This is a genomic window from Marivita sp. (genome assembly GCF_051859345.1).
Classification (GTDB): domain Bacteria; phylum Pseudomonadota; class Alphaproteobacteria; order Rhodobacterales; family Rhodobacteraceae; genus Marivita.
This window is the reverse complement of record NZ_JBHYFV010000003.1, coordinates 24,446-50,368: the sequence shown is the minus strand read 5'-3', so window position 1 is coordinate 50,368 and position 25,923 is coordinate 24,446. Positions and strand designations below refer to the sequence as shown.

At 59.4% G+C, this 25,923-nt stretch carries 27 protein-coding genes and 1 tRNA gene; 13 read left to right on the top strand and 15 right to left on the bottom strand.

What is annotated here, in order from left to right; all coding sequences use genetic code 11:
• Positions 1 to 22 precede the first annotated feature (22 nt).
• Positions 23 to 538 (bottom strand): c-type cytochrome, encoded by a 516-nt coding sequence (locus tag ACTIEN_RS03060; protein ID WP_439521639.1) that lies wholly within the window; start codon positions 536 to 538, stop codon positions 23 to 25.
• Positions 539 to 663: 125 nt separating this feature from the next.
• On the opposite strand from ACTIEN_RS03060, the gene ACTIEN_RS03055 reads away from it, so the two are divergent.
• Positions 664 to 1,497, top strand: a complete 834-nt coding sequence (locus ACTIEN_RS03055) for a prephenate dehydratase (RefSeq protein ID WP_439521638.1) — start codon at positions 664 to 666, stop codon at positions 1,495 to 1,497.
• A 57-nt stretch (positions 1,498 to 1,554) separates the two neighbouring features.
• Here ACTIEN_RS03055 and ACTIEN_RS03050 read toward each other — a convergent pair whose 3' ends face one another.
• The 4 genes from ACTIEN_RS03050 to ileS all read right to left on the bottom strand — a co-directional run bounded on the left by ACTIEN_RS03050 (position 1,555) and on the right by ileS (position 6,344).
• A complete protein-coding gene (locus ACTIEN_RS03050) occupies positions 1,555 to 2,412 on the bottom strand; it encodes a DMT family transporter (protein ID WP_439521637.1) in 858 nt (285 codons plus the stop codon).
• 266 nt (positions 2,413 to 2,678) lie between these two features.
• Positions 2,679 to 3,137 (bottom strand): methylated-DNA--[protein]-cysteine S-methyltransferase, encoded by a 459-nt coding sequence (locus ACTIEN_RS03045; RefSeq protein WP_439521636.1) that lies wholly within the window; start codon positions 3,135 to 3,137, stop codon positions 2,679 to 2,681.
• The gene (locus ACTIEN_RS03040; protein WP_439521635.1) at positions 3,134 to 3,370 is read right to left on the bottom strand and encodes a DUF3253 domain-containing protein; all 237 of its coding nucleotides are present in this window, start codon (positions 3,368 to 3,370) and stop codon (positions 3,134 to 3,136) included. Before ACTIEN_RS03040 ends, ACTIEN_RS03045 begins: the two co-directional genes overlap by 4 nt.
• The gene (gene ileS / locus ACTIEN_RS03035) at positions 3,354 to 6,344 is read right to left on the bottom strand and encodes an isoleucine--tRNA ligase (protein ID WP_439521634.1); all 2,991 of its coding nucleotides are present in this window, start codon (positions 6,342 to 6,344) and stop codon (positions 3,354 to 3,356) included. The genes ACTIEN_RS03040 and ileS overlap by 17 nt, the downstream gene beginning before the upstream one ends.
• A 422-nt stretch (positions 6,345 to 6,766) precedes the next feature.
• On the opposite strand from ileS, the gene ACTIEN_RS03030 reads away from it, so the two are divergent.
• The gene (locus ACTIEN_RS03030) at positions 6,767 to 7,078 is read left to right on the top strand and encodes a hypothetical protein (RefSeq protein ID WP_439521633.1); all 312 of its coding nucleotides are present in this window, start codon (positions 6,767 to 6,769) and stop codon (positions 7,076 to 7,078) included.
• Positions 7,079 to 7,211: 133 nt separating this feature from the next.
• Here ACTIEN_RS03030 and ACTIEN_RS03025 read toward each other — a convergent pair whose 3' ends face one another.
• Genes ACTIEN_RS03025 through ACTIEN_RS03010 form a run of 4 tightly spaced genes read right to left on the bottom strand, consistent with a single transcriptional unit; the run spans position 7,212 to position 10,848 of the window.
• Positions 7,212 to 7,934, bottom strand: coding sequence for a VIT1/CCC1 transporter family protein (locus tag ACTIEN_RS03025; protein WP_439521632.1), 723 nt, complete (start codon positions 7,932 to 7,934; stop codon positions 7,212 to 7,214).
• 57 nt (positions 7,935 to 7,991) lie between these two features.
• On the bottom strand, positions 7,992 to 8,999 hold the full coding sequence (locus ACTIEN_RS03020; RefSeq protein ID WP_439521631.1) for a YcjF family protein: 1,008 nt from the start codon (positions 8,997 to 8,999) through the stop codon (positions 7,992 to 7,994).
• Positions 8,996 to 9,436: a GNAT family N-acetyltransferase gene (locus ACTIEN_RS03015; protein WP_439521630.1), complete on the bottom strand. Its 441-nt coding sequence runs from the start codon at positions 9,434 to 9,436 to the stop codon at positions 8,996 to 8,998. Before ACTIEN_RS03015 ends, ACTIEN_RS03020 begins: the two co-directional genes overlap by 4 nt.
• Positions 9,433 to 10,848 (bottom strand): YcjX family protein, encoded by a 1,416-nt coding sequence (locus ACTIEN_RS03010; protein ID WP_439521629.1) that lies wholly within the window; start codon positions 10,846 to 10,848, stop codon positions 9,433 to 9,435. The genes ACTIEN_RS03015 and ACTIEN_RS03010 overlap by 4 nt, the downstream gene beginning before the upstream one ends.
• 112 nt (positions 10,849 to 10,960) lie before the next feature.
• Here ACTIEN_RS03010 and truA point away from each other — a divergent pair, with 112 nt between their 5' ends.
• The 5 genes from truA to ACTIEN_RS02985 all read left to right on the top strand — a co-directional run bounded on the left by truA (position 10,961) and on the right by ACTIEN_RS02985 (position 14,862).
• A complete protein-coding gene (gene truA / locus ACTIEN_RS03005; RefSeq protein WP_439521628.1) occupies positions 10,961 to 11,731 on the top strand; it encodes a tRNA pseudouridine(38-40) synthase TruA in 771 nt (256 codons plus the stop codon).
• Positions 11,732 to 12,036: 305 nt separating this feature from the next.
• Positions 12,037 to 13,218, top strand: coding sequence for an aspartate aminotransferase family protein (locus ACTIEN_RS03000; RefSeq protein WP_439521627.1), 1,182 nt, complete (start codon positions 12,037 to 12,039; stop codon positions 13,216 to 13,218).
• Positions 13,219 to 13,228: 10 nt separating this feature from the next.
• The gene (argF, locus tag ACTIEN_RS02995; protein WP_439521626.1) at positions 13,229 to 14,155 is read left to right on the top strand and encodes an ornithine carbamoyltransferase; all 927 of its coding nucleotides are present in this window, start codon (positions 13,229 to 13,231) and stop codon (positions 14,153 to 14,155) included.
• Positions 14,156 to 14,266: 111 nt separating this feature from the next.
• Positions 14,267 to 14,443 (top strand): hypothetical protein, encoded by a 177-nt coding sequence (locus ACTIEN_RS02990; RefSeq protein ID WP_439521625.1) that lies wholly within the window; start codon positions 14,267 to 14,269, stop codon positions 14,441 to 14,443.
• A gap of 92 nt (positions 14,444 to 14,535) precedes the next feature.
• Positions 14,536 to 14,862, top strand: a complete 327-nt coding sequence (locus tag ACTIEN_RS02985) for an arsenate reductase family protein (RefSeq protein ID WP_439521624.1) — start codon at positions 14,536 to 14,538, stop codon at positions 14,860 to 14,862.
• 51 nt (positions 14,863 to 14,913) lie between these two features.
• Here ACTIEN_RS02985 and yidD read toward each other — a convergent pair whose 3' ends face one another.
• Genes yidD through rpmH form a run of 3 tightly spaced genes read right to left on the bottom strand, consistent with a single transcriptional unit; the run spans position 14,914 to position 15,697 of the window.
• Positions 14,914 to 15,132 (bottom strand): membrane protein insertion efficiency factor YidD, encoded by a 219-nt coding sequence (yidD, locus tag ACTIEN_RS02980; protein ID WP_439521623.1) that lies wholly within the window; start codon positions 15,130 to 15,132, stop codon positions 14,914 to 14,916.
• Positions 15,129 to 15,533 (bottom strand): ribonuclease P protein component, encoded by a 405-nt coding sequence (rnpA, locus tag ACTIEN_RS02975; protein ID WP_439521622.1) that lies wholly within the window; start codon positions 15,531 to 15,533, stop codon positions 15,129 to 15,131. The genes yidD and rnpA overlap by 4 nt, the downstream gene beginning before the upstream one ends.
• 29 nt (positions 15,534 to 15,562) lie before the next feature.
• On the bottom strand, positions 15,563 to 15,697 hold the full coding sequence (gene rpmH, locus ACTIEN_RS02970) for a 50S ribosomal protein L34 (protein ID WP_072775959.1): 135 nt from the start codon (positions 15,695 to 15,697) through the stop codon (positions 15,563 to 15,565).
• A gap of 475 nt (positions 15,698 to 16,172) precedes the next feature.
• Here rpmH and ACTIEN_RS02965 point away from each other — a divergent pair, with 475 nt between their 5' ends.
• The 4 genes from ACTIEN_RS02965 (at position 16,173) to ACTIEN_RS02950 (ending at position 19,891) form a co-directional block, all read left to right on the top strand.
• A complete protein-coding gene (locus ACTIEN_RS02965) occupies positions 16,173 to 16,907 on the top strand; it encodes a TVP38/TMEM64 family protein (RefSeq protein WP_439521621.1) in 735 nt (244 codons plus the stop codon).
• Between the two features lie 2 nt (positions 16,908 to 16,909).
• Positions 16,910 to 18,328 (top strand): dihydrolipoyl dehydrogenase family protein, encoded by a 1,419-nt coding sequence (locus ACTIEN_RS02960; protein WP_439521620.1) that lies wholly within the window; start codon positions 16,910 to 16,912, stop codon positions 18,326 to 18,328.
• A 24-nt stretch (positions 18,329 to 18,352) separates the two neighbouring features.
• Positions 18,353 to 19,735, top strand: coding sequence for a sensor histidine kinase (locus ACTIEN_RS02955; protein WP_439521619.1), 1,383 nt, complete (start codon positions 18,353 to 18,355; stop codon positions 19,733 to 19,735).
• A gap of 79 nt (positions 19,736 to 19,814) precedes the next feature.
• Positions 19,815 to 19,891 (top strand) — tRNA-Arg (locus ACTIEN_RS02950).
• Between the two features lie 74 nt (positions 19,892 to 19,965).
• Here the strand turns inward: ACTIEN_RS02950 and ACTIEN_RS02945 are convergent.
• Together ACTIEN_RS02945 and ACTIEN_RS02940 are read right to left on the bottom strand one after the other, a co-directional pair.
• A complete protein-coding gene (locus tag ACTIEN_RS02945; protein WP_439521618.1) occupies positions 19,966 to 20,985 on the bottom strand; it encodes a site-specific integrase in 1,020 nt (339 codons plus the stop codon).
• A 432-nt stretch (positions 20,986 to 21,417) separates the two neighbouring features.
• Complete coding sequence (locus tag ACTIEN_RS02940) at positions 21,418 to 21,741, bottom strand: hypothetical protein (RefSeq protein ID WP_439521617.1); 324 nt, start codon at positions 21,739 to 21,741, stop codon at positions 21,418 to 21,420.
• A gap of 235 nt (positions 21,742 to 21,976) precedes the next feature.
• On the opposite strand from ACTIEN_RS02940, the gene ACTIEN_RS02935 reads away from it, so the two are divergent.
• Both ACTIEN_RS02935 and ACTIEN_RS02930 read left to right on the top strand, forming a co-directional pair.
• Entirely contained in the window at positions 21,977 to 22,198 is a 222-nt protein-coding gene (locus ACTIEN_RS02935) for a helix-turn-helix domain-containing protein (RefSeq protein WP_439521616.1), read from the top strand.
• Between the two features lie 11 nt (positions 22,199 to 22,209).
• Positions 22,210 to 24,477 carry a DUF5906 domain-containing protein gene (locus tag ACTIEN_RS02930; protein ID WP_439521615.1) on the top strand — a complete coding sequence of 756 codons (2,268 nt, stop codon included), beginning with the start codon at positions 22,210 to 22,212 and terminating at the stop codon, positions 24,475 to 24,477.
• Between the two features lie 168 nt (positions 24,478 to 24,645).
• Here the strand turns inward: ACTIEN_RS02930 and ACTIEN_RS02925 are convergent, their stop codons facing one another.
• Positions 24,646 to 25,227: a hypothetical protein gene (locus ACTIEN_RS02925; RefSeq protein ID WP_439521614.1), complete on the bottom strand. Its 582-nt coding sequence runs from the start codon at positions 25,225 to 25,227 to the stop codon at positions 24,646 to 24,648.
• Between the last annotated feature and the right edge of the window lie 696 nt (positions 25,228 to 25,923).

The window sequence follows — 25,923 nt, the reverse complement described above, 5'->3', positions numbered from 1 at the left end:
ATGTCTGCGTCTGACCGAAGGATCAATCAGCGAATGTCGCGAGGTAGGCAATCACGTTCTGACGGTCCTCGGATTTGTTCAGACCGGCAAAACCCATGGATGTTCCCGGCGCGTAGCCACGCGGATTCTCAAGGAAGTGGTACAGGTTCTCGGGTGTCCAGACATCCGCCACCTCTGACAGGGCACCGGAATAGTTGAACCCCTGAGCGGCGCCAACATCGCGGCCGACCACGTTATAAAGGTACGGTCCCGCCGCGTTTTCACCCGCTTCCAGCTTGTGACAGGCGCGGCACTTGCCAAATACCCGCTCACCCGCATCGGCGCTTGCGGTTTCGATCATCGTGTCGAAGTCGACTTCAGCAACCACTTCTTCCGGTGCGTCCTCTTCGCCGGTCTCGATCACATAGACCGCGACCTCTTCCCCATGGGCACCGCCCACATGATAAAGTGTCTCTGCGGCCCACTTGCCCAGAAGGAAGATCAGAAGCGCGCCACAAAAGCTGCCGACGATCTTGGTGAAGGTCATTGTATCCAACATTGTGTGCCTACCCGTCCGATAGTTTTTCATCTGTGTCGCGCGGCTATCTATTGCTTCCCCTTGTGCAAGGCAAGGTGTAGAAGCCGCGACCAAACGCCCGGTGGGCCAGAAGTGTCGGAGTCCGCATGACCAACGCCATCGCATTTCAGGGAGAACTCGGAGCCTATTCACACGAGGCCTGCCGCGACGCCCGCCCCGATATGGACGCCTTGCCCTGTCGCACCTTCGAAGATGTGATCGCCGCCGTACAGACCGGGAAAGCCGATCTGGCGATGCTGCCGGTCGAGAATACGATCTATGGCCGGGTCGCTGACATCCACCGCCTGTTGCCGAAAAGCGGGCTAAAGATCATCGACGAAGCCTTCGTGCGCGTCCACATCAACCTGCTCGCCGTCCCCGGCGCAGAACTGAAAGACGTGACCGAGGCGCATTCGCATGTGGTCTTGTTGCCGCAATGCGCGACATTTCTGACGCAGCACGGCATCCGGGGCCGGGTGAACGCCGACAACGCCCGCGCCGCCCGCGAGATTGCCGAACGGGGCGAAAAACACGCCGCCGCGTTGGCCAGCGAACTGGCGGGCGAAATCTACGGCCTCGATGTGCTGGCCCGTCACATCGAAGACACCGACAGCAACACCACCCGTTTCCTGTTGATGGCCCGGCAGGGTGACGAAACGCGCCGCGGTGATCACGGCATGATGACCACCTTCGTTTTCCAGGTCCGCAACATTCCTGCCGCGCTTTACAAGGCGATGGGCGGATTCGCGACGAATGGCGTCAACATGACCAAGCTCGAATCATACATGGTCGACGGCTCTTTCACCGCGACGCAGTTCTACGCGGACATCGAAGGCCACCCAGACGACCCTGCGGTTGACCGCGCCCTTGAGGAACTGGATTATTTCACCGACATGCTCGACATCCTCGGCACCTATCCCCGTGACCCGCGCCGGGATTGAGATCTGCTTCGCGATCTTGTCCCGCGCTGGACCACTGTTCTGGGGAAAGGCGTTGAGTCACCCTGTCTTGAGGCGGGTTTCCCGATGCCAGACATAAAGGCCTGCTGAAGCAATCACCAGACTGCCGACGACCGTCCAGAAGTCCGGAACCTCGGCGAAAAAGATCACGCCCCAAAAGGCCGCAAACGCAAGCCCGGTATAGGAATACGGAGCCAGCATCGCGGCTTCGCCCTGGGAAAACGCCCGTATCAGCGCAAGTTGACCTGTGGTGCCTGCGACAGCCACGATCACCATGAGTCCAACATCCGTTGCACTTGGTGATTGCCATTGAAACGGCACGAGAAGGCTCAGCAACACAGTGCCCACAAATCCTGTGTAAAACAGCGATGTCCAGACATCCTCGTCCGCACCCACGCGGCGGGTGAGCAGGGCATAGGCCGAATAGCAGACGGCGGCACCCAGAGGGAACAACGCGGCGACACTGAAAACATCGCTGCCGGGCCGAATGATGATCAAAGCGCCGATCATGGCGGCAACGATGCCGGCAATCCGACGGATCCCAAGTTTTTCGCCAAGAAACATCGCGGCACCCAGAGTTATGAGCATGGGATTCGTGGACATCAATGCGGCGGCATCTGAGAGCGGAATCAAACTCAGGCCAGTAAAGAAACAGGCCGTGGCGCTCATCAGCAGAATGGAACGCAGGAACTGGAAGACAGGGTATTTCGTGCGCACCACGGTTTTGAGCCTCGGCAGCACCAGTACAAACACCAAGAGCATCTGCCCGGCATATCGCGCCCACAAGGCGGGCAGCACCCCAACGTTCGGGGCCAAGGCCTTGACCGTCGCGTCCATGATCGAAAAGCAGAAGATCGCGGCGATCATGAGAAGGATGGCACGGTTTTGTTCTGTCATGCCGCGCTTCAATTTATTCCGATGCGAAGCATGTCACTCTGCGCCTGTCCGGTTTGCCAAAGGTCGTTCCGAGTAGCACATCCGTGCTTAGGCACAAGCGCCGCTGCGTAAAGACGATGCCTCGTGTTGCTCGCGGATTCAGTATTTCTTAACGGTTTGCAAAGTTTAACCCGCCCTTAACCGGGTTTGCAAAGTTAGGTCCGCATCGGACCCAATGTTTCGCGCGCGAAACATTTTCGTAAGCTGCGTGCTTGCACGCACCGCCCTCAAATCAACAACCCCGCCGCCCCTTCATGCCGCAGCAGCCAGACCTTGGTCTCGATCCCGCCTTCCCCCGAATAGCCGCCCAACCCATTTGCTCCCAGCACCCGATGGCAGGGAATCAGGATCGGTAGCGGATTGCCCCCACACGCCTGTCCGATGGCCTGCGCAGGCACTCCAAGCTGCTCGGCCAGATCGCCATAGGTTCGGGTTTCGCCAAACGGGATCGCAGACATGGCCGCGCAGACCGCACGCTGAAAGTCCGAACAGGTCAGCCGGATCGGCACCGTGAACTCCTGCCGTTTCCCTGCGAAATAGTCGTCGAGCTGTGTTGCGGCCTGTTCCAGAACGGCTGTCCCGTCCCGCCGTCCATCGCGCCATTCGAGCGCCGTGATCCCCACCGCATCCGCGATCAGGGTCAGCGGCCCCAGCGGTGATGTCACCGACTGCTCGAACCGGCTCATCCCGGCAGTCCCAACCGGATCGGGCCTTTGGCAGTCACAGGATCAACCGGGGTGCCTTTCTGTGTTGTCATTAGGTCCAGCGTTGCCGCCACCCGGCGCACCTCGGGCATCAGCGGCCGCCAGTCATCCACCAGCCGCCGCGCAGCCTCGGAGGGGCAGAAGGTTTTCCCGACCCCGCGCTGATGCGCGAGGTCCAGAAGGACATCCGCGATAGCGTTATCCGAGGGCGTCATTGCACCGCTGGCAGGTGCCCGGATGCTGGTGGGTGCCGACATCGGGCAGGATTTTCCAGCAGCACTGGCATTTCTCGCCCTCGGCCTTTTCGAAGACCACGCCGACACCATCAATCTCGGGCAACCGGAACGCCTCGGCCGGGGCCGGATCGCCCGTCAGGACGATGTCCGAGGTGATGCACAGGTCATCGAAATTCACAGACTTCAGGGCGGCCAGCATCTCGGCATCGTCGATATGCACCACCGGAGCCGCTTCGAGCGAGGCACCAATCACCTTGTCCGTCCGCTGCACTTCGAGCGCGGCAGTAACGGCCCTGCGCGCGCGGCGCACCTTGACCCATTTCGCAGCAAGCGCCGCGTCGCGCCAGTCGGCAGGTGTCTCGGGGATGTCCTGAAGGTGGATCGAGCTGTCCTCGCCGGGGAAACGGTCAAGCCACACATCTTCCATCGTGAACACCAGAACCGGGGCCAGCCAAGTGGTCAGGCGGTGGAACAGGATGTCCATGACAGTCCGCGCAGCGCGGCGGCGCTGGGTGTCGCCATCGCAGTACAACACGTCCTTGCGCACGTCGAAATAGAACGCACTCAATTCCACGGTGCAGAAGTTGAACAATTGCTGGAACACGCCTTGGAAGTCATAGGCGTCGTAGCCATTGCGCACAACTTCGTCGAGTTCAGCCACACGGTGCAGAATGTAACGCTCCAGTTCAGGCATGTCGGACACGTCAACCCGGTCCGATTCCTCGAAATGCGACAGCGCACCCAAGAGGAACCGCATCGTGTTGCGCAACCGGCGGTAGCCATCGGCCACCCCCTTGAGGATCTCCGGCCCGATCCGCAGGTCGGCGGTGTAATCCGCCTGAGCCACCCAGAGGCGCAGGATGTCCGCGCCGTATTGTTTGGTCACGTCCTCGGGGGCCACGGTGTTGCCCAGCGATTTGGACATCTTGTTGCCCTTCTCGTCGAGCGTGAACCCGTGGGTCAGCACGCCGCGATACGGCGCGCGGCCCATCGTGCCGCAGGCTTGCAGCATCGAGGAATGGAACCAGCCCCGGTGCTGGTCGGTGCCTTCGAGATAGAGATCGGCCAGACCGTCCTCGGACCCGTCGTCGCGGTCGCGCAGCACGAAGGCGTGGGTGGAGCCGGAGTCGAACCAGACGTCGAGAATGTCGAACACCTGCTCCCACTCGCTGGGATCGTAGTCGTTGCCCAGGAACCGCTCTTTCGCGCCGGGCTTGTACCACGCATCCGCGCCTTCGGCTTCGAACGCCTCCAGCACGCGCTTGTTGACCGTTTCGTCGCGCAACAAGTAATCGTCATCCGTCGGCAATGCGCCTTTCCTGACGAAACACGTCAACGGCACACCCCAGGCACGCTGGCGCGACAGCACCCAGTCAGGGCGGGCTTCGATCATCGAATACAGGCGGTTGCGCCCGGTCTGCGGCGTCCATTTGACCAACTGGTCGATCGAGGTCAGCGCCCGTTCGCGGATCGTCTTGCCATAGGTGTCCTGCCCGTCGCCCACGGCGCGGTCGATGGCGGCGAACCATTGCGGCGTGTTGCGGTAGATCACCGGCGCCTTGGATCGCCAGGAATGCGGATAGCTGTGCTTGATCTTGCCGCGCGCCATCAGCCCGCCAACCTCGACCAGCTTGTTGATGATCGCGGTATTGGCATCGCCCTCCTTGCCGTTGGGCTTGAGGATTTTCGTGCCACCGAAGAAAGGCAGATCTTGGCGGAATGACCCGTCATCCAGCACGTTATAGGTGATGACCTGTTCGAGCATGCCCAGATCGCGGTAAAGCTCGTATTCCTCCATCCCGTGGCTGGGGGCGCAATGCACGAAACCGGTGCCTTCCTCGTCGGTGACGAAATCGGCGGCGCGGAAATCGCGGGGCTGGTCCCATTCGCCGTTGGCACCGTCCGCGCCGTGCAGCGGGTGGGTCAGCGTCATGCCGTCCAATTGTGCCTGCGACACGCTGCGGACGCGCCGCCACTGGCTGTCGTCCAGCCGCGCACGGGTAAAGGTCTGCGCAGCCAGCTTGTCGGCGAGGATGTAGCGCTCGCCGGTCTTGACCCAGCTTTCCTCGGGCGTGTCGATGACTTCGTAAAGGCCGTAATCGAAATCGTCACCATAGACGACCGCCTTGTTCGACGGGATGGTCCACGGCGTCGTGGTCCAGATCACGACATAGGCGCCGGTCAGGTCCGCATGTGCCTCGGCCACGGCCGCCATGACGGCTTCGCGGTCTTCGTCGGTGGCTTCTTCGTCGGACAGGTCCACGTCCGGCAGATCAAAGCTCGCCACGCGGAACTTGACCCAGACGGTAAAGCTTTCCTTGTCGTGATACTCGACCTCGGCCTCGGCCAGGGCGGTCTTTTCCACCGGCGACCACATCACCGGCTTGGACCCCTGGTACAGCGTCCCGGTCATCAGGAATTTCTGGAACTCCTCCGCGATGATCCGCTCGGCGCGGTAGTCCATCGTCAGGTAGGGCTTGTCCCATGTGCCGGTGATGCCAAGGCGTTTGAACTCGTCGCGCTGGATGTCGATCCAGCCTTCAGCGAATTCGCGGCATTCCTGGCGGAATTCGACAACGTCGACCTTGTCCTTGTCGAGCCCCTTGGCGCGGTACTTTTCCTCGATCTTCCATTCGATGGGCAGGCCGTGGCAGTCCCATCCGGGGATATACCGCGCGTCGCGGCCCATCATCTGCTGCGAGCGGACGACCATGTCCTTGAGGATCTTGTTGAGCGCGTGACCGATATGCAGATGGCCGTTGGCATAGGGAGGGCCATCGTGGAGCGTGAAGGGTTTGCGGCCCTCGGCCTTGTCGCGAAGCCGGTCATAGATCCCGATCCTGGCCCATTTCTCAAGCCATTCGGGTTCGCGCTTGGGCAGTCCCGCGCGCATCGGAAAATCGGTTTTCGGCAGATTCAGAGTGTCTTTGTAGTCGGGTGTTTCGGCGCACATTTGGGGCGTCCTCGAAATTCGGATCAGAGAGTTGTGAGAGGATCGGCGCGGATGTCCATACGCCTTGTCCCGGCGGCTCGTATCGTCAGAGCGCCGGGCATGTAATTCGAAGAATGATCGCGAAGCTTTGCGTCATGCGGGGGCTTATAGGGCTGCATAAGCCATACGTCCAGTGGCACCAAAGGAAGCCGAAAACCGCCCGTCGGGCGTCAAGTCTCGGGCAGGTTCCCGCCAGTCATGAAACTCAAGGGAAGAAAGACCGGAACCTGCCGATGCGCCTTGATGATTCAGGCTGGTTACAGCCGGAAATTGCCTCTGTTCATTCAAGTGATGAACCAGATCGTGCCACGCGTCATTGTCCTAATATGAGGCGTAGATGGCCGTTGGTTTGACGCGCCAAAGCAACCTGGAAAGGAAATGTCATGCACTACGAGTCCACTGACCACAGTCGTCGCCAGGAAGCCGCCGCCCGCAAAGCGGGAGGTGGAATGGCACGGGGTCCGCATCATCCGATGGATGTTACGACAAGCCGCAGTTCGGGCAAGGGTTTGTTGATCGCCGCTATTGTGATCCTGGGGTTTATTGCACTGATCGTGCTGCTGCCATCCGGGGGTGACCCCGATGCCGTCGCACCGGGCTTGGAAAGCGGCACAACGCAATCGATTCCGAGCGATGGCACGGCAGGCGGCGTTGACCCGTCGACCACACCGGCAGCCCCCGCGCAGGGCGAATGATCCCGACGCCGGGTGTGTTACGCCCGAATATTTTCGTCTGTACACCGGCTTATGGCCCCGCCTTTCTTGGGTGGGGTCATGTTTTTGGCACACCGCTTTGCCAAGCGTCACATTCGGTGGCGCGTGACGCGGCTCAGATGTCGAAAAGCGTTCCTACGAAATACGCGATGGCAGCCGCAGTGCCCCCGATGATCAGGGTCTCGAGGCCGGATTTCCACCACGGGGCGAGCGACCATCTGGATTTGAAGGCCCCGATGGCGAAGAAGGTGGCAAGCGTCAGGATGGTCGAGATGCGGAACGCGTCGTCCAGGCCGAGCAGGAACGGCAACAACGGGATCATGCCTGCAGAAAGAAACGCGGCGAATGTGGCCCACGCCGCCTTGAGCGGGTGCGGATCGACCGAGGCCAGCCCGTATTCGCCTTCGAGCATGAGTTGGACCCATTGCTCGCGGTTTTGCGAAATCTGGTCCACCGCGCTTTCCAGGGCGTCGCCGGACAATCCCTTGCGGCGCAGGATTTCGCGCAGTTCGTTGCGTTCGCCTTCGGGGTATTTGCGGATGTGGCGTTCCTCGATCTCGCGAAGGCGGCGGGCATCGTCGAGCTCGGCTTTGGTGCCGGAATAATTGCCTGCCGCCATCGAAAACCCGTCGGCCAGAACGTTGGCGATTCCCAGCGCGATGATCACCCAGGTCGACAGGCCCGCACCTGCGACGCCTGCCACGATGGCAAAGGTCGTGACCGATCCGTCAATGCTGCCGTAGATGATGTCGCGCAGATAGCCACGCCCGTCCGGCGCAGCGATCCGTGCCTCGATCTCTGATTGGGTGTGACCGTGGTCGCCTGGGTGTTTGTCCATGGGGTGCAGTTTCCGGGAGTGCCGCAAGGGGCGCCATGCGCTGGATCAAAGACGGGTTTAACGGCCCTTTTGAGTGACCAGACCGCTGAGCGATGTCTTGACGATGGAGCGCACGGACGGGCGTTTGCCCTTGGCAAAGGGCAGCGGGCGGCAAACCTCGATCGCGGCGACACCGACGCGGGCGGTCAGCGCTCCGTTCACGAGGCCTTCGCCGAAGCGACGCGAGAGCTTGCCAAGGAGGCTGCCGCCAAGGATCGGTTCCAGCATGTCGTCGCCCACAGCCACGGCCCCGGTTGCGACAAGGTGAGACAGGACCGCGCGGGTCAGACGCCAACTTCCCAACGTGCCGGACCGCCCGCCATAGATCTCGGCGATGCGACGGATCATGCGGATGTTTGAGCCAAGCGCCGCCACGACATCGGCCAGCGCCAGTGGCACAAGGGCGGTGACAGTGGCGACCTGCCGCGCGGCGGCCTCGACCTCGCGCCGTGCCGCGGCGTCGAGCGGGCCAAGCAGTTCGTGATCCGCCAGCGCGATCAGGGCGGAGGCGTCGAACATGTCGGCCTCTCGGTCCTTGAGCCTTTCGCGGCCCCAGCGGGTGTCGTCGCGCGACGCATAAAGCGCGGTCAGGTCTTTGACGACGGCGCGCGCAGCGGTCAGATCTTCGCTGACCAAGGCCGCTTCGGAGGCGTGCTGGATCTTGTCGATGCGCCCAAGGCGGGCGAAAGCGGACAGTTCCTTGATCACGATCAGCAGCACCACCAAGAGGAACAGCGCAAAAAGCCCGGCGACGGCATAGCCGAGATAGACATTCTGGGTGACCAGATCGGTGACGAAATTCCACGCGGCAACCGAGGCGACCGTCGTGATCAGGAGCACCAGAAGCGACCAGAACCAGCGTGCCAACCGCGACACCGGGCGCGCAGCAAGAGCGGCGGCGGTGGTCATGGCCTGTCCCTGCAACGCGGGTTCCACCGTGTCGGGCACCGGCGGTGCGTCTGCCGGGGTTGGGGCCGGGGCGTCTTCGTCCAGATCGAAAAGGACCGGGCCTTTGGCTTTGGTCATGTCGGCGTCCTTTGCCATTGGTAGCGGATGTCGGGCAGGCCTTCGTCATTGGCGGCGCCGTCGGAGCGGTCGACTTCGCTGAACCCGTGACGTTTGTAGAAGGTCTGCGCGCGGGTGTTGGCCTGAAACGTCCAGAGTGTCAGTTTGTCTTCGTGAAGCATCGCATCGCCCAGCAGTTGTGATCCGATCCCCTGGCCGCGTGCCGTCGGCGCGATGTAGAGCGCGTGGATGTCGTCTGCGTTGCGGGCCAGAAATCCGGTGATTGTTTCGTTTTCGGAAACAGTGACCCAGCCCCGCGCGACCATCATGTCGGCATGGGCGATATCCTCGGCTCGGGTATGGACGCGGGGCATCCACGGGGTTTCGTCGATCCATGCCGACAGGATCGCCCCGACACGGCCGGCGTCCAGCGGGGTGGCCGGGCGCAGCAGGGTCACAGCCGATCCCCGATCAGGAACTGCGCCGCGCGATCCAGCCGGATATGCGGCGGGCCTTCGCCGGGTTTCAGGCTGAGTTTTGCTGGGGCAAAGCGCATGATCTTATAGTCCTGATCCAGCCAAGTTTCGGCCCCGTCGCGCGCCGGACCAAGGAGATGCGTGGGATCCTGCGGCAGTTCGCCGGGGTAGAATGCGGCCTGTTTGCCGCTGTCCAGAAGAGTGCCGCGAACGCAGGCAAGTTCTCGGCCCTGATGCGGGCGCATTTCCTCGACCGTGGCGCGCAAGGACGCGATGGACATGGCGCTGGTCTTGGCACCGGCGAATTGTGCGCGGTCGCGGGCATCGCGGGTCAGCGCCTCCATGATCGCGGTCAGGCGCGCGTGTTGCGTGTGGTGCAGATGGTCGGCCTTGGTGGCGGCGAAAAGGATTTTCTCGACCCGTTTTCCCAGAAGCAATTGACTCAGAAAGGCATTCTGGCCGGGGCGAAAGGCGCTCAGGATGTCGGCCATCGCCTGTCGCATGTCCTCGACTGCCTGCGGGCCTGCATGGATCGCGCCAAGCGCATCGACCAACACCAGTTGACGGTCGATCTTGGCGAAATGATCGCGGAAGAAAGGTTTGACGACCTGGGATTTATACGCCTCGAACCGGCGCTCCATCTCGCGGGCAAGCGATTTGCGGGGCGGACTTGCGTGAGGTGGCAGCGGCGCAAAGGTCAGGACCGGGCTGCCGGCGAGATCACCGGGGAGCAGGAACCGCCCCGGCGTGCAGTCGGAAAACCCGGCCTGCCGCGCGGCGGTCAGGTAGGCGGTGAAACTGGCCGCGAGTTTCTGCGCGCGCGGTTCATCCAGCGGTGCGGTTGCGTCTTCGGCGCGCGCCAGAGTCAGATATGCCTGCGCGGTGTCGCGGTTTTCGATCCGCTTAAGGGTTTCTTCAGACCATTGGGCATAGGTTTTTTCGAGCAACCCAAGATCAAGCAACCACTCACCGGGATAATCCACGATGTCGAGATGTATGGTCCGTGGTCCCTGAAGCCCGGACAAAAGGCCGGAAGGCCGAACCTTGAGCGACAATCGCAGTTCGCTGATCGTGCGGGTGCTGTCAGGCCAGTGCGGATCCCGCGCGGTCAGGTCGCCCAGATGGGATTCGTAATCGAAGCGCGGCAGCGTGTCGTCGGGCTGCGGTTGCAGATAGGCGGACAGGATGCGCCCTTCGCCCTGTGCCAGAAGCCCCGGCATGCGCCCGCGATCCATCAGGTTGGCCACCAGCGACGTGATGAACACGGTCTTTCCCGACCGCGCCAACCCGGTCACGCCAAGACGGATCACGGGTTCGAAAAATGTCCCGGACACGGTGTCTGTGACATTCTCGATGCCGCGGGTCAGGGTGTCGGCGATGGCGGAAATGACCAAGTCGGGGCCTCGTTTCTTTGCTCAGGTGCAAGAGATAGAGGCGCAGGCCGCGACATACCAGTGCGCGTCAGAGGGGATTGTTTGGCGCAAAGCGTCAGGATAAGCGAGGCGCATGCCAAGATTTGCCCTGAAAGTCGAATATGATGGTACGCCGTTTGCCGGTTGGCAAAGGCAGGCAGATCAGCCGTCGGTGCAGGGTGCGATCGAGGCCGCGTTGGCGAAGCTGGAGCCGGGAGAGCACACCATTGCCGCCGCCGGGCGCACCGATGCAGGGGTCCATGCGCGTGGGCAGGTCTGTCATTGCGATCTGGTCAAGGACTGGTCGCCGTTCCGGTTGTCCGAGGCGCTCAATCATCATCTGAAACCGCTGCCCGTGGCGATTGTGGATGCGGCGCTGGTTTCAGAGGATTGGCACGCGCGGTTTTCCGCGATGGAGCGGCGCTATCTTTTTCGACTGGTGTCGCGTCGCGCGCCGCTGACGCTTGAAGGTGGGCAGGTCTGGCACGTCAAACACGATCTGGACCTGGAACCGATGCAGGAGGCGGCGCGGCACCTGATCGGGCTGCATGATTTCACCACGTTCCGGTCGACAATGTGCCAGGCCGCGTCGCCGGTGAAGACGCTGGATGGGCTTGAGATTTCGCGGATCGGGACCGATTGGGGCGCCGAGTTTCAGTTCCGCCTGCGCGCGCGGTCCTTTCTGCACAACCAGGTGCGCAGCTTTGTCGGGACTCTGGAGCGGGTCGGTGCGGGGGCCTGGGAGCCCGAGGAGGTGCGCCGGGCCCTTGAGGCGCGGGACCGTGCGGCCTGTGGACCGGTCTGTCCACCGAAGGGATTGTTCCTGATGGGGGTCGGGTATCCTGATGATCCGTTTCAAGGCTGACAGGAATTGCGCTGCGCCAGGCGCATCGCGGGGGCGCAGATTTTTGGAAAAATCTGCTTGGGGCTCTGCCCCAAACCCCGGCAATATTTGGAAAAAGAAGAAGATCTGGGATTGCTTTCCGGCCATGTTTCAAAGTACAGCCATGTCCCATGACAAACCTGACCGATATCCGACGAGACATTTGATCTTGCCCTGCCGCCCCTGATTGTGGGCGATCCGTCACCTTTTGTCTGAATTTACCATCCTTTCCGTTGACTTGGCTCGCGCCGCTTGGCACGGCTTGAGCTTCTTAAACGAGGTTTCCCATGATCCCCTCTGTCCTGCCGACCTATTCCCGTGCGCCGCTTCATTTCGTGAAGGGCGAAGGCACCTGGCTGATCGAAGAGGACGGGCGACGCTTTCTGGACCTGGGTTCGGGCATTGCAGTGAACGCGCTGGGCCATGCGCATCCTGCCCTGGTGACGGCGCTGACAGATCAGGCGCAGAAGCTATGGCATGTGTCGAACCTTTACGAGATCCCGCAACAACAGGCGTTGGCGGACAAGTTGGTCGCGGCGAGTTTTGCGGACACGGTGTTCTTTACCAATTCGGGGACCGAGTCCTGCGAGCTCGCGGTGAAGATGGCGCGCAAGTATTGGTACGAGGCGGGCCAGCCCGAGAAGACGACGATCATCGCTTTCGAGGGATCGTTCCATGGTCGGTCCTCGGCCGGGATCGCAGCCGCGGGGTCCGAGAAGATGACCAAGGGGTTCGGGCCGATCCTGGAGGGATTCAAACATGTGGGCTGGGGGGATCACGACGCGCTGCATGCGGCCATCGACGACAGCGTCGGGGCGATCCTGATCGAGCCGGTGCAGGGGGAAGGTGGTATTCGTCCGCTTCCCGATGCCTGTCTCAAGGGGTTGCGCGCGCTTTGTGACGAAAAGGGGATCCTTTTGATCCTTGACGAGGTGCAATGCGGCGTGGGTCGCACGGGCAAGTTGTTTGCGCATGAATGGGCCGGTGTGACGCCGGACATCATGATGGTGGCGAAGGGGATCGGCGGCGGTTTCCCACTTGGGGCCGTGCTGGCCACGGAGGCGGCCGCATCGGGCATGACGGCGGGCACACATGGATCGACCTATGGCGGCAACCCTCTGGGGTGTGCAGTCGGCTGTGCCTTGATGGATATCGTGGCGACGCCTGATTTCCTTGAGACGGTCAATGCACGCGCCGGGTTCCTGCGGCAAAAGCTGGAAGGGTTGATCGCGGCGCATCCGGATGTGTTTGAAGCGGTCCGGGGCTCTGGTTTGATGATCGGTCTCAAGTGCAAGGTAGCCCCGATCGACGTGGTCAAGGCGGGGTACGAATGTGGTGTGATCACGGTGCCTGCGGCGGATAACGTGGTGCGTTTGCTGCCACCGCTCAACATTTCGGAAGACGAGATTTCAGAAGCCGTGAACCGGCTTGATTTCGCAGCGGACGCGGTCCGCGAGGCGATGGGCTGAGGGCCAGGATATGAAACATTTTCTCGATATTCATAAAACCGACGCGGGCGATCTGCGGCAGGTGATCGATCAGGCGATCACGATGAAGGGTGCGCGTGGCGGACGCCCCAAGGGTGCGCCGGATGATGACCTGCCCTTGGCGGGACACATGGTTGCGCTGATCTTTGAAAAGCCGTCGACGCGGACGCGGGTGTCGTTCGATGTCGGAGTGCGTCAGATGGGGGGAGAGACGATGGTGCTTTCCGGATCCGACATGCAACTGGGGCACGGCGAAACCATTGCCGACACTGCGCGGGTTCTGAGCCGGTATGTCGACCTGATCATGATCCGGACGTTTGACGAGAGCGTTCTGGAGGAAATGGCCGAATACGCAACCGTGCCGGTGATCAACGGTTTGACGGATCGGACGCATCCCTGTCAGATCATGGCCGATGTGATGACCTATGAAGAGCATCGCGGGCCGATCAAGGGCAAGAAGGTTGTCTGGTGTGGGGACGGGAACAACGTGTGTTCTTCGTTTCTGCATGCGGCGGGACAGTTTGGGTTCGACTTCACCTTCACCGGGCCGGTGCAGCTTGATCCGGAGATGGAGTTTGTCGGGCTGGCGCGGAATGCTGGCGTGTCTGTGTCGATCGAACGCGATCCGGCAAGGGCGGTTGAGGGCGCTGACCTGATCGTGGCGGATACCTGGGTTTCGATGCATGATGCCCAGTCGGCCAAGGAACGTCGGCACAACATGTTGCGGGCCTATCAGGTCAACGAGGAACTGATGGCGCAGGCGAAACCGGACGCCCTGTTCATGCACTGCCTGCCGGCGCATCGTGGTGAAGAGGTGACGTCGGACGTGATGGATGGTCCGCAATCGGTGATTTTTGACGAGGCCGAGAACCGGCTTCATGCGCAGAAGGCGATCATGCGATATTGCCTTGGGGTGTGACGCTGTGTGCCAGAAAGTCGTGGCTTTTCCGGTGATCGGCCGGGCGGTCTACCGCTCTGGCCAGAAGTTGGTGCGTGACACGCAGGTTCCCAAGCCGTTAAGCAGGCAGGTATGAAACACATCCCCAAGGAAACCACCGACGAGGCGCTTATTCAGGAGTACCTGAACAAGGGTGGCACTGTCAGTGTCGGCAAGACCAAGCCTTTGCCAAGTGCGTTGGGTCTGAGCAAGAATGTCTGGAACAACACGCTGACCAAGGAAGAGAAGGCCGCGCGCGACAAGACCTGATGGTGTTGCGTTCGGTTGGGCCTGTTGCAGCGGAACCTGGGATTTGCGGGAGTCGGACGGGTGTCTGAACCGCGCCACAAAGAGGGTATGTCATGGTGATTTACGGATTGAGTACCTGCGCCGCGTGCCAGAAGGCGCGCAAGGCGTTGGAAGGACAGGGACGTGACATCACTTTTCGCGACGTGCGCGCAGAACCTTTGAGTGAGGTGGAATTGTCGGAGCTGATTGTGGAGTTTGGCGACCGCCTGGTGGATCGGACGACAAATGACTATCGGGCGCTGAGCACCTGGTTGAAGAATTCGGACGCCGAGGCACAGATTGAGGCACAGCCCAAGGTGATGGCGCGTCCGGTCATTCGGGATCAGAACCGGTTCTACCTTGGATGGGATGACGCTGTTCAGGCAGAGTTGTTGGCTTGAGCGCTTGCAGTGGGTGCGGGGGGGAGCCCCCGCAGCGGGCCTGATACCGGCCTAGGGGACGTTGTCGATGCCCGTGCCGCCCCATGGATGACAGCGGGCAATGCGGCGCACGGCAAGCCAGCCACCCTTGAGGCCGCCGTGTTTTTGCAAGGCTTCCAGGGCATAGGCCGAACAGGTGGGATGATAGCGGCAATTGTGGCCGACCCACGGGCTGAAGATCAGGCGGTAGGCTTTGACCGGCAGGGCGAGGGTCCAGGCGAGAGGAGTCATGTCGCGGCGTGCAGCTTGCGCAGGGCGTAGGCCAGATCGCCCGTCAGGTCGGCAAAAGGCCTGTCGATGGTGACGCCGGGGCGGCCGATCAGCACATAATCCCAGCCGGGTTGTGCGCCGGGCAAAAGCGCCTCGGCGACGACGGCGCGCAGACGGCGCTTGGCCCGGTTGCGGGCGACGGCGTTGCCGATCTTCTTGGAGCATGTGTAGCCGACGCGAATCGTCGGATCGCCATCATTGCGATCCCGGGCCTGCACCAGCATGCCGTCGGTCCCCCGCCGAAGCGCCCGGGCGGCGCGCAGGAAATCGGGGCGGTGGCGCAGCACCGTGACGGGTGGACATGACAACACCGCCGGAGGCGTGGTTCCCCTTGTGTCCAAGGAGGCCTCCGGCGGTGTCATGTCAGTCTGCCTGTCTGGTCGCGGGACGCTTACGCGCTCAGCGACTTGCGGCCACGGGCGCGGCGCGCGTTCAGGATCTTGCGGCCGGCTTTGGTTGCCATGCGCGAGCGAAAGCCATGGCGCCGCTTGCGCACGAGGTTCGAGGGTTGAAAGGTGCGTTTCATCGCGTCCTACTCCGTCTTGTCGATCCGGGGGCGCGGATTCGTCCGCCGGGGTTATTCGAAGCCCGTGCTATAGGCAGGTGGGTTTGCGTTGTCAAACACTGTGGTGCCGGTTTTTGCAGGTTTTCCGTGCTCTGAACGGGAATGTGGTTTGGGGGCGCTGCCCCCGTTGCGCTATGAGCGACTCCCCCAGGATATTTTTGAACCAGAGAAGCGGCTGGCGAGGGAGCGGAGCCAGAGGGGGCGCGTCTGAAACAAAGCCACACGGCGGCGTGTCTGGCTGACACAGACTGCAACAAATTGCTTTTGCAGACAGAGGGATTGTTTCAGTCCAAGGCGTAAAGCGCACGATTTCTCACGCAAATGGGGACGGCGATCAAGCGGGCGTGAGGCGGGTGTTGCTGCGACGCGTCAGGGGGCATGTTTTGGGCAACCGACACGCAACACTTAAAGAGGCGGCCCACCCGGGCTGTATGACATGACAGATATGACAGACACCCGAGACATTCCGGCCTGGAAACGGTATGCGCCGTTGATTGCGATTGGCGCCGTGGCCTTGATTGGCGCCTTCACCCTGCGCGATTACCTGAGCTTTGAGACATTGGCGGCCAACCGCGAGGCCCTGACGGCGTTTCGGGATGCCAATTATGTGCTGACGGCGGGTGTGTTCATGCTGGCCTATGTGGCGATTGTCGGGTTTTCGCTGCCGGGGGCCACGATCGCCACGCTCACGGGTGGTTTTCTGTTCGGGGTTTTTCCCGGAGCGGTGTTCAACGTCTTGGCGGCGACCTTGGGGGCGACGGTGATCTTCCTCGCGGCGCGCTACGGGTTGGGTGACAAGCTGGCCGCAAAGATGGAGGCGGGCGAAGGCACGGTGCGCAAGATCAAGGACGGGATCGACGAGAACCAGTGGTCGATGCTGTTCCTGATCCGGCTCGTGCCGGCGGTGCCGTTTTTCGTGGCGAACATCGTGCCCGCGCTGGTTGGCGTTCCGCTGTACCGGTTTTTTGTCTCAACCTTGCTTGGGATCATTCCGGGCGGGGTTGTGTATACGTCGGTTGGAGCGGGTCTGGGCGAGGTGTTTGCCCGTGGTGAGACGCCGAACCTCGGGATCATCTTCGAGCCGCAAATCCTGTTGCCGATCCTGGGTCTGTGTGTGCTGGCCGCCCTTCCCATCGTGCTGAAGGCCGTGCGCGGCAAGAAGGGTCTGTGAGCATGGAAGCGATCAAGACGGACGTTCTTGTCATTGGTGCGGGCTCTGGTGGCCTGTCCGTGGCTGCGGGTGCGGTGCAGATGGGGGCCAGCGTGGTTCTGCTGGAAGCGCACAAGATGGGCGGCGATTGCCTCAACTACGGGTGTGTTCCGTCCAAGGCGCTGATTGCGTCTGCCAAAGCCGCGTATGCCATGTCTCACGCGGATCGCTATGGAATCGCACCTGTCACGCCGCAGGTGGATTACGCAGCGGCGAAGGATCATGTGGCGGATGTCATCAGCCAGATCGAACCGATGGACAGCCAGGAACGGTTCGAAGGGCTGGGGGTTCGGGTGATTCGGGAATTCGGGCGTTTTGTGTCCCCGACGGTGGTTGAGGCCGGAGCGCACCGGATCGAGGCGCGGCGTGTTGTCATCGCGACCGGGTCATCCCCCTTTGTGCCGCCGATCCCAGGATTGGACCAACTGCCCTACATCACGAACGAAACGCTGTGGGACGTGCGGGAACAACCCGAGCATCTGCTTGTCATCGGTGGCGGGCCCATCGGAATGGAAATGGCGCAGGCGCATCTGCGGCTTGGGTCCAGGGTTACGGTGATCGAAGGGGCACAGGCGCTGGGCAAGGACGATCCGGAAATGGCCGAAATCGTGCTGGACAGCCTGCGCGAGGAAGGGCTTGAGATTGCCGAAGGATCGAACGCGAAAGAAGTGCGCGGCAAAGCGGGCGCGATCGAGGTCGAGACCGAGGATGGCCGTGTCTTCACCGGCACGCATATCCTTGTCGCGGTCGGGCGCAAGGCCAACACCGATGGTCTTGATCTGGACAAGGCCGGGATCAAGACCACACGGACCGGGATCAAGGTCGATGACACCCTGCGCACCACAAACAAGAAGGTATACGCCATCGGTGACGTGGCTGGTGGGCTTCAGTTCACCCATGTGGCCGGATACCATGCCGGTGTGATCATCCGGTCCATGCTGTTCGGGTTGCCGTCCAAGACGACGACACGGCATATTCCGTGGGCGACCTATACACAGCCGGAACTGGCGCAGGTGGGTCTGACCGAGGCCCAGGCCAGGAAAGAGTATGGAACCAAACTCGAAGTTGTGCGCTTTCCCTTCAGTCACAATGATCGTGCCATTGCCGAACGCAAGACGCGGGGTCTGATCAAGGTGATGGTGGTCAAGGGGCGTCCGGTGGGTGCGTCGATTGCCGGAGAGCAGGCAGGCGAATTGATCAACCTCTGGGCGTTGGTCATCGCCAACAAGATGAAGATGAGCCAGATTGCAAACATGGTTGCACCTTACCCAACGATTGGAGAGCTTAACAAACGCGCTGCGGGATCGTATTTCTCTCCACGACTGTTTGAGAGTGACCTTGTGAAGAAAGTTGTCGGTTTTGTTCAGAAATGGCTTCCCTGATGTGATCGGGCAGAGGGTGTTTTCATGATGAATTCGCTGTCTGGCCGATTTCTGATCTTGACCACCGTCTTTGTGATGTTGGCCGAAGTGTTGATCTTTGTGCCGTCGATCGCGCGCTACCGGGAGGATTTTCTTCTCAACCGGCTTGAGCGCGCGCAGATTGCGTCGCTGGCGCTTTTGGCGGATGACATGATCGATTCCGAGCTGGAAGCCGAGCTTCTTCTGAACGCAGGTGTGTTCAACGTGGTGCTGCGCCGTGATGAGTTGCGGCAGTTGGTGCTGTCGTCGCCCATGCCCGGCGAGGTGGACGTGACGTTCGATCTTCGCGAGGCGACGGCGCTGACCCTGATCCGGGACGCCATGAGCCGACTGATAGAGACCGAGAACGAAACCATCCGCGTGATCGGCAACCCGTTTCGCGATGGCGGTCTGCTGATCGAAATCACGCTGGATACCGACGACTTGCGGATGGCGATGATTGATTACGGGCTGCGCATTCTGGCGCTGTCTGCGGTGATCTCGGTGTTCACTGCGGGGCTTTTGTTTCTGGCCGTGCGGGTGTTGCTGGTCAAGCCGATCAAAGGGGTTGTGGGGCATATGCAAAGCTATGCCAAAGCCCCCGAAGACGCGCGGCGCATCATCACGCCCACCGCCCGCGTGACGGAATTGCGCGAAGCGGAAGAGGCGCTGCAATCGTTGCAGACGCAGCTGACGCAGGCGCTCAAGCAGAAAGAACGTCTGGCGCAGCTGGGCGGCGCGGTCGCGCGGGTCAGTCACGATCTTCGCAACATCCTGACCTCGGCGCAATTGTTCACCGACCGGATCGAGATGAGCGAAGATCCGTCGGTCAAACGCATGGCTCCCAAGCTGGTGAATTCGATCACCCGCGCAGTGTCCCTGTGTGAAAGCACGCTGGCATTCGGACGCGCCGAGGAACCCGCACCGGTGCTGACCTTGGTCAATCTGGCCGAGATCGTGTCGGATGTTCTGGACAGCGAGCGGTTGGCCATCGGCGATTTCGACCTCAGCCTGAGCGAAGAGGTGCCCGGCAGTCTCATGGTGCGGGCCGATCCCGAACAGATGCACCGCATTTTGTCCAACCTGGTGCGAAACGCGCGTCAGGCCATTATCGGTGCCGGGCGGTCCGGAGAGATCAACATTGCCGCGCGCGCCAGTGACGATGCATGGTTCATCGACGTGACCGACACCGGGCCGGGGCTGCCGCCCAAAGCCAAGGAGCACCTGTTCCAACCCTTTCAGGGCGGCGCACGCAAGGGTGGGTCCGGTCTTGGGCTGGCCATCGCGGAAGAGCTTGTGCGTGGCCATGGCGGATCACTGTCGCTGTTGAAAACCGACGAAACCGGCACCGCCTTCCGCATTCGACTGCCGATGGGCGAGATGACCTGAGACGGCCCGTTGCACCTGCAAAGATTTCTTGGAATTTGCGCTTGCATCACTTCGGCACTGCGTCTATCTCACGCCTCGTGGACCGATAGCTCAGCTGGATAGAGTACTTGACTACGAATCAAGGGGTCGGGGGTTCGAATCCTCCTCGGTCCGCCACCTCAAGATTTTTATCATGACTTTCAGACCCTTAGGCGTCTGAATTGGAAACTGGTTTCTTTAGTTTCCAAACTTCAGTCGTCTTGATGCCCCGCCAAAATTGTCCGTAGGTCTGCTTGGCGTGTGTAATGACTGACTTCAGATAGACTGATATGGCCTGTCCAGGCAGCAATCTGATGGGTTGTTGCGCCTGCTTCAGCTAGCGCGGCTGCACGTGCTTTGCGCAACCCATGGGCCGTACAGTCTTCTGCAAGACTGGCCATGGTGGCCCGTTCGCTCATCCATTGAGAGAGGCCTTTGACCGAGCGCGGCTTTCCAAATTGCGATTTAATCCATACTGCAGCTGACGGCAGGTTCATCAGGAGGTGGTCTCGATCTGAGGCGAGTGACCGCGCCCATTTTGGTAGATTGGCGTGAACGGGTATAGTGACTTTGCCGTTTGTTTTCTCTTGAGTGAAGGTCAACCAGCCACTGTCGTCGAGCATGGTATCACCTAAAGTTGCAGCATCGCTACAGCGAGCACCGGTCCAATAGATCACTTCGAAAGCGATCCGCTCCTTACTGCCGTTGGGCCAGAATGCGCGGAACTTAGCGATTTCATCTTTCGACCACTGGCGATGACCCTCTCCATCTGACTTTGGAGCTTTCACCTCACGAGACGGGTCCAACTCCATCAGCCCCTCATCGACCCCAAATCCAAACAACCCCCTCCATGCCTTGAGCCGGTTCGAGGCTGCGCCAGATGTCAACGCACGTACGTCCTTTCGTATGTGTTCTGTTTTCAGGTCGTTTAGCATACCTTGCCCACGTTCATCTCTGATTTTGGCGACGATGCGGCTGCGGACCTGTTGGGTGCTCTTGCTCAGAGCTTTGAACTCGCGCGACTTGATATAGGCGTCACAGAGAGCGGCTATCGTCCCTGTCTTGGCGGGTGTTATACCTGCCTTGGGCTTTGCCTCCCCCGCTGCAACATACGCCGCGAGGAAATCTGGGTGATTTTCTGGCAAGTCAGGTAATGGAACAAGGCCCGTCACGCCGCTCCGGTACTTGTACTGTTTTCCAGTGTCTTTGGTCACAGTTTTGATGTATTTCAACCGAAAGCCTGGTCGCATGTGTTCTGTCCATTGTTCTGTTCGTATGGGAGGGCATCTGCCCATTCATCGAGGTCCTTCCGGTCGTAGAGACGGTTTCCGCCAGCCACGCGACGGGGGATCGGAAGCGAGTTCAGTTTGCTTGGCGATATGCCGAGGTACTCCGCAGCGGTGGAGACCTTCAGCAGTCGCGGTATGACGGAAAGTTGGGCAGTCATGTCAGAATGCCTCGTGGACGCTATGTTGAGATACTGCCATTCGGCCACTCTCCAAGGGACGGCAAACGCCGAGCGGGGTTGAGGGTTCTGACTCGCCGAAAAGTGAAAAGGGAAACTTGATCTGCCCTGAATGTAGGTCCTGCCCCAAGCTGAGAACAGCTACTGAATCTCTCATTCTGCTAGACTAAGTGAGATAGTGTGGAATGGGTCTGCCGACCTACTCTCGCATCTCCTCAATCGTCAGCATCGTGTCCCGCTCGATCACCTCCCAGGCAGCCCGCATGACCTCCAGACTGGCCTCAAGGCGTACGGCTTTGTCCTGTGACCAATGGAGCGGAACCATCAACCGGTAAGCCCGTTCATAGGCCAGCGCAAAGCAGGCAAACGGGTCCTTGGGGCCGAAGACCTCAGCGACAGCCTGTATCAGCAGCCGGTGGGTGGCGATCTCGATGGGTTGGAAGAATGGGTTCGCCGGATCAGGTTTCGGCCCGAACCGTGTGGCGAGTTCGCGGGCAAACTCGGCAGGTGTGGGGGCGTTCATAGGGTATCCTCGATGTTGTTAGACAGTTGAGCGACACGGCGTTTTCTTGCCATTGCGCACAAGATGGGATCGTCGAAAGAGCTCAAGGTTCGATGGCAGAGATCATTCGAACACCAACTCTCGAACACAACTAAATCATTGATTCAAAACGGTTCATTTTGAATCATGCCATGGTTTGTAATCCACGGAATTGCGCACACATCAGCTGCATCGAACACCCAAAGGAGATTATTCGATGCCTCTCAAAGATGACTACCTGTCCCCGAAGGACACCGCCCACATGTTGGGTGTGTCCGAGCGGACGCTCGCTCGCTGGCATACCATTCGCAAGGGTCCGGCGCGTATCATGGTTGGCCGCAAGGTGCTCTATCGCCCCGATGCTATCCACGACTGGCTGAAGGCCAATGAGACACAGCCGACCGGAGTTTTCAACACATCCGCTGAACAGTGCCGTTGAGGAGGCAGAAGATGGACGAACTCACTAAGCTTTACGGTCTTGTCGAGAATGCCTTCATTTCCGTGAATTTGATCGATCCGGTTACACGGAAGTTTTCTGAGACCAAGTTCTTCTCCACTCAAGAACTGGCCTCGGCCGCAGCCTACTCCCTGACCCAAGCGCAAGATTTGAATGCTTATCATTCCTTCCATCTCTTGGGTAAAGTGCCTGAGTCGGGACGCGGTCGCTCGGAAGACTTCGCCGCATCTATTGGGGTTTTTCTGGATGTTGACATTCGGCAGGGCGACAAGTCGATTCACGCAGCTGACGACCGTTGTCCGTCCAGCTTGGAAGAGGTCCTTGAAGTCTTCGATGAATTTGAGCTTCCTCGTCCCCCGAGGATCATTGACTCTGGAAATGGCTTTTACTTCCAGTTCTTGTTCGACGAACCCTTTCTATACCCGGACCAAGCATCGCGCTTGCGCTTCGAAGTGATGTCCAAGGCCTTTCATGAGAAGATCGCCTTGGCATTCAAAAGCCGGGGATGGGTGCTTGATCCTGTGTACGATTTGTCACGGATCACACGCATGCCGGGCACTCTCAACCATAAAACAAATCCGCCAAAGCCGGTCTCTCTTGTTGAAGATCACCCAGAACGTCGGTTGCCCATACAAGAATTTGTTCGGTTTGGCGCGAACTCCCAAAACGCGCCCTCAAAGGCATACCGTCCTCGGGAAAACAATGCACGTCGGGCCGAAGGCGAAGCGTCATTCGAGGCAATCCGCACGGCTTGTCCCGCTATCGACGATCTGGTCAAGCGCGCTGACAAGCACAGCTACAATGAGTGGCTGGCCGTGGGCGCGGCATTGGTTCACTGTCAGGATGGCGAAAACAAATTCCATGAAATCTCAAGTGCTGACCCGCGCTATGATGCCGACGAGACTCAGAAGCTCTTTGAGAGCTTGAATGGGCCAACTTCATGCAACCACCTCAAAGAGGTCCTTGCCTGTACGCAATGCACCTCCTGTGTCCATTCAACTAACCGCCATGTTGGATCGCCAATTGCCTTTGGCGACTGCTCGACTGAACAAGCTGAGCTTTTGAGCACTATGGTCTTCGCTACCAAGCGGGAGAGGTTCTTTCGGGTCAGCGACAAGGAGAGTTTTTCCAAGATGAATGTCAACGACCAGCACATGCGTTACATGAAAAGCCCGGCAACGACTTTGCTGTCAGACAAACGGATGCGTGTGGTTGAAACCGCAGGGTATTATCCTGGACGGATCGACGTTTTGATCGAGGCTGATTCCGGCCCCTCATTTAATCTATGGCGGTCGTCTGAGCTCGTCGCCATGCCGGGTGACGCTTCCATCATCACCAACCACATCGCAGAAATCATTCCGAACGAGGTAGACCGCAGTCACCTGTTGGACTCGCTTGCCCATTCGGTTCAGAAGCCGTGGGTAAAGATCAACCACGCCATCTTTATTATTGGTTCACAAGGAATTGGTAAGAGCTTTCTTACGGAATTGCTTCAGGCCTTATTCGGATACCATAATGTCTGCATCGTTAAGAACAAGGAACTGACCTCCGACTTCAACGCGCCGATGGGCAATCGCCAGGTCCTTGTCTTGGAAGAGATCAGTGTGGCTGACAAGATCGATACCTACAATGAATTGAAGCCATGGATCACCGAAGAAGAAATCATGGTGAACGAAAAGAACGTACCTCAATACGTTGCAACCACACCGCGCTTGATTATTGGTTATTCAAACCATGAGCTTCCGATCAAGATTGAGGAGAGTGACCGTAGGTTTATGTTCATTGTTTCGCCTGCGGAAGAGCAAGACCAGGCCTACTACCTCCGGCTTTTCGCGGACGGAATTGCGCAAGCCCCTGCGTTTCTCCACCTTTTGCTCAACCGGGATATTTCAAGCTATGCACCCAAGGCGCGGCCGCCGATGACGGCGGCAAAACGCCGGATCATCTCCGAATCTAAACCCGCTGTCGCACGCACAATCGAGGAGATGGTTGCCAACAAGGAATGGCCTTTGAGCGAAGAGATCTTCCAGCTCGACGATCTGATGTGGGAGGTAAAGCAGAGGATTTCTGGTCCGGCAAATCGGTCAATGCGTGAGTTCACAAGGACTTTGACTAAGTTGGGGTATGTCCAAGCATCCGAAAATCAGATTCGTACGTCGAGTGGCCGCCATAGGTTCTGGGCAAAAGCGGACTCGCAGTGGGTTGGGGCTGATCCGCAATTTCTCGCACGGCAGTGGGATCAACAGAGCCGTGCGGCTTGATCAAACGTCCCTTGGGAGATTCAGAGAGAGAGGGGAGGCTTGGCCTCCCCTTGGTTTTTGTCTCAGTGTCTCAGTGTCTCAGTACATTTGAGCTTGGGAGGCGGAACCAGCTTTTCAAATTCAGTTAGTATAGGGCGTTAGTTGAATGTTTGTTCTGGCGCCTCATGTCTATGTGTTGTCAGCTTTTGCGCCCTTGCCTTTGGCTTGCAAGAAGTAGCGGACCTTTCGATACGACACGTTAAGAGCGCGGGCGATCTCTGAGATCGAAGGCTTTTGTGGTGATTGCAGCAATTCCAAAGCTTTTGCTTCCCATGTTCGGTCACCATGGACTGGCGCTCTTCTATAAACGGTTTGTATTGACACTCCGAGCCGGTAGGCAGCGAACTCATAAGTCTTGCAGCCCTTCAGATACTCCCTTGCCTTCTTCGCATTCAACAATGCCTTGGGGCGCTGTTTGACCTTCAAGTAGGGGGCCGCTTCGATCAACTGTTCGTCGCTGAGGTTGGGGAAGAGCTTTGCAAGATCGAGTTTGGCTTTGTCCCTCAAACCGCGGATCATGGCATTGGTCAAAGGTGCGGCTTTCCAGTGATTGCCCATGGACATTGTAACGGCTTCGAACATGTCGCTACGTGTAGTGACCTCTTTCGCAGCGGTATTAAAGGTAAGGCGGTTCTCGACTGCGTGAATCTCAATCTGGCGGGTGAGGAAAGCACGGTAGTAAGTACGTGCCGTCAAACCACGTGGTCTCATTTGTCAACTCCGAAGAAAACGGGAAATAACGAGAGCGGTGCTCTCTGATGACCAAGTTAGATGGGGCGAAGACCACTTTGTAGCCACCAATTGCCCAACCCTGCTGGTGTAAGGCATTTTGTGGTTAGTAATTCTTAGCTTTGATCGGTTGGCACACTTTGCCGACGAGCCACTGCGCGGAGCGTCTTCACAAGATCAAGCCGTACCTTCTGGTGAAATCTACTAAAGAGGGTCCTAGTATCCTGGAAACAACCAAGGGTAGATTTTTTGTTTATTCTAGCAGGGTAACATCTATAGTGACTGTCGACTTGTGCCTATTTTGGATTTTAATGACAATCGAAAGGATTTTGCGAAAATGTCAAAGTAGAGAAAAGACCTTTTATTCTATCAGAGTAAGAAGTTTATAGAACACTGACTTCAAAGGAAAATGGAAAGTAAAGAGAAATAGGAGGAGAAATGAGAATTTGTCAATTCTGTAATCGCAACTTCCAGTGTGGAAAGGAATGGTAAATTGTAATGTGTTTATTAGAGATGATTTTTGGGTGCTTTCGTCCCACAACTTCCTTGAAAGGCGACCAGTCGATCTCTCGCTGTCTGCGCGTGTCTTTGATGGCTCTCTAACCCCGTGGTCAGAGCAACACGCTCAGCCTCAGCGCAGCTCTGTGCCAGCAGTTCCAGAAGCTGATCCGGGTCCTT